Below are 2,483 nucleotides of genomic sequence, written 5' to 3' on the forward strand. Positions count from 1 at the left end.
CTCGGCAGGCGGTGCAGCAGCCGGGCGCCGGCGAACGCGGGCATCCGCTCGGGGTCGCCGTCGCGGTACCGCTCGACCAGTTCCTGCACCCGGTCCAGCCCGGCCAGGTGCGGGTTCGGCAGCACGACCGACAACACCACCCGCCGACCGCCTATCCGATTGTCAAGCGCCAGTTTCGCGTCCACCGAGGGGTAGGTGGCCACCTTCGGCCGGCTGCGGCCCGTGATGGCGGCGTTGGCCTGCGGGTGCTCCGCGAGCACCTTGGCCGCCACCACGAGCACGTAGCTGACGAGCGAGTAGCGCACCTCGGCGGCGTCGCGGTGGGCCAGCACCGCGGTCATGTCGACCTCGGTGTCCAGGAACACCGGGGAGAACGGGCGGATCGACTCCAGGAAGTGCAGGGTGTGCCTGCGCTGCGGGGCGACGGGGCGCGCGCTCACGCCGTCACCACCGCGACGTACAGCTGTTCGAGGCTCGTCGCCTGGAGGATGTCGGGCAACGACAACTGCCTGCCGCTGCGCTCCTCCAGCACCGGCAGCAGACCCAGCAGTTGCACCGAGTCCCACCCGGTCAGCTCGTCGAGCCGGGTGTCGGCGTCCGCGCCGCTCAGCGGCAGGCCCAGCTGGTCGCCCACCAGCGCGATGAACTCGTCGAGGTCCTTCACGACCGCGTTCCTCCCAGGGTTCCGGTCAGCGTCACGTGCGGCGGCGGGTCGACGATGTCGACGAGGTCGTGGCGGAACGCCGTGCCCTCGTCGTCCTCCCCCACGGTGGTGAACCCCATCCGCGGGAAGAAGTCCGCCACCTTGCCGTTCTTCGCGGTCGGCCGGTAGCGGGCCAGCACCGCGCGGGTCCCGGTGTCGCGGGCGTGCCGCAGCAGCGCGGCCAGGCACGCCTGCTCGATACCGCGGGCGAAGACCCGGCAGCTGAGCAGGACGTTGTCCACGTGCAGCAGGTCCCCGTCGCGCCGGGCGAAGATCGCGCCGACCAGCCCGTTGTCACCGAACCGGTCAGCGGAGCGGATGCCCAGCACCAGCGCGTCCTGGTCACCGCGCAGCGCGGCGACCTCGGTCGGCTGCAACCGGCGGGTGGTGAGGTTGAACTGGTTGGTGCGCAACGTCAACTGGGCCACCCGCGGCACGTCCCGCTCGGCCACCTCGGACAGGTCCGCAACGATGCCGAGCTCGCGCAGGTAGTCGGTGACGGAGTCGAAGCCGGCCAGGAAGTCCCTGCGCTCGAGCTCCTCCCGGTACTTGGTGACCCGACCGCGGTCGACGGTGGTCAGCTCGGTCACGTCGAACCACCCGTCCCGCAACAGCTTCTCCACGTGCAGAGCGGGTTCGTCGTCCAGCCGGATCACGGTGACACCGGGCAGCTCGCGGGCGACCTGCTCGCACTCGAACGCGCTGTCGTCAGCGAACACGAAGCTGTCGACGCCCAGGTTCAGCGCCTCGGCCAGCTCGACCAGGTTGTCGGACTTGGGGCGCCAGTTCGCGGTCACCCTGACCAGGTCGTCCTCGCGCAGCGTCATGTCGGGGTGCCGGGTGAGCACCTGCCGGACGGGCTCGACGTCGTTCTTGCTGACCGCGGCCAGCAGCACGCCCTGCGACCCGAGCTGCTTGACGACCCGCTGGAACGCGCGGAACGCCTCGCCCCGGTAGCCGCCTGCCACCTCGATGCCCTCGACGCCGTCGTCACCGAGGACACCGCCCCAGAGCGTCCCGTCGAGGTCCAGCACGAGGCACTTCCCGGTCCGCCCGACGCGCTCGCGGGCCAGGTGCCCGACCTCGCGGGCGCAGGCGGCGAGCAGGTCGGCCGACAGGTGCGCCTTGGCGTAGGTGCTCAGCCTCGGGTCGGTGACCCGGACGCCCTCGGCCACCAGTGGGTCCAGGTCCAGCACGGTCAGCACCGGGTGCCGTTCGACCAGCCGCAGCAGGCCCGCGTTGAACTCCCGCCACGCCGCGCCCAGCCCGGCCCGGGAGCGGCGGTCGACCAGCTGGGCGAGGTGGGTCCTGGTCAGCGGCAGGGTGTTCAGCACCAGCCCGCCGGACGGGTTGATCTCCCCGTACCGGGTCACGAGCTTCTCCAGCAGCCGCAGCTTGTCCGCCAGCACCTGTCGCACGTTCGCGGCCGTCCACGGGGTGGGGACCTCGTCGAAGACCACGGTCGCGTCCAGCAGGCACAGGGCGAGGTCCGGCCGGGCTCGGTGCAGGGCGCTGTCCGGGTCGGCCAGCTCGAGGACGTAGCTGTCGAAGTCGGTGACGTGCGGGCGCAGCAGCAGGCCGTGCCGGGCGAGCTCGGCGGTCAGCGGCGCGACGATCCCGGACACCGTGCCGTGACCGGTGACGGCCACCGTCACCGCGGGCACGGACGGGTGCAGTCGACGCACCTCGTCGGGGTCCAGGCGGGCCAGCCGCTGAACGGCCCGCAGGAGGTGCGGTCCGGTCAGGTGGGGCAGCAGACGGGGCGCCAGGTGGTTGTTCT

Annotated in this window: 3 protein-coding genes; all 3 read right to left on the reverse strand. The window is 72.1% G+C overall.

What is annotated here, in order from left to right:
- Positions 1-440: hypothetical protein (locus tag AB0G02_RS35265; RefSeq protein ID WP_360803296.1), on the reverse strand; the 440-nt coding region annotated here is incomplete at its 3' end.
- Complete coding sequence (locus AB0G02_RS35270; RefSeq protein WP_360803299.1) at positions 437-664, reverse strand: acyl carrier protein; 228 nt, start codon at positions 662-664, stop codon at positions 437-439. The genes AB0G02_RS35265 and AB0G02_RS35270, both read right to left, overlap by 4 nt.
- A partial coding sequence (locus tag AB0G02_RS35275; protein WP_360803302.1) for an HAD-IIIC family phosphatase occupies positions 661-2,483 on the reverse strand: 1,823 nt, incomplete at its 5' end. The genes AB0G02_RS35275 and AB0G02_RS35270, both read right to left, overlap by 4 nt.

Source organism: Actinosynnema sp. NPDC023658 (assembly GCF_040639995.1).
Taxonomy (GTDB): domain Bacteria; phylum Actinomycetota; class Actinomycetes; order Mycobacteriales; family Pseudonocardiaceae; genus Actinosynnema.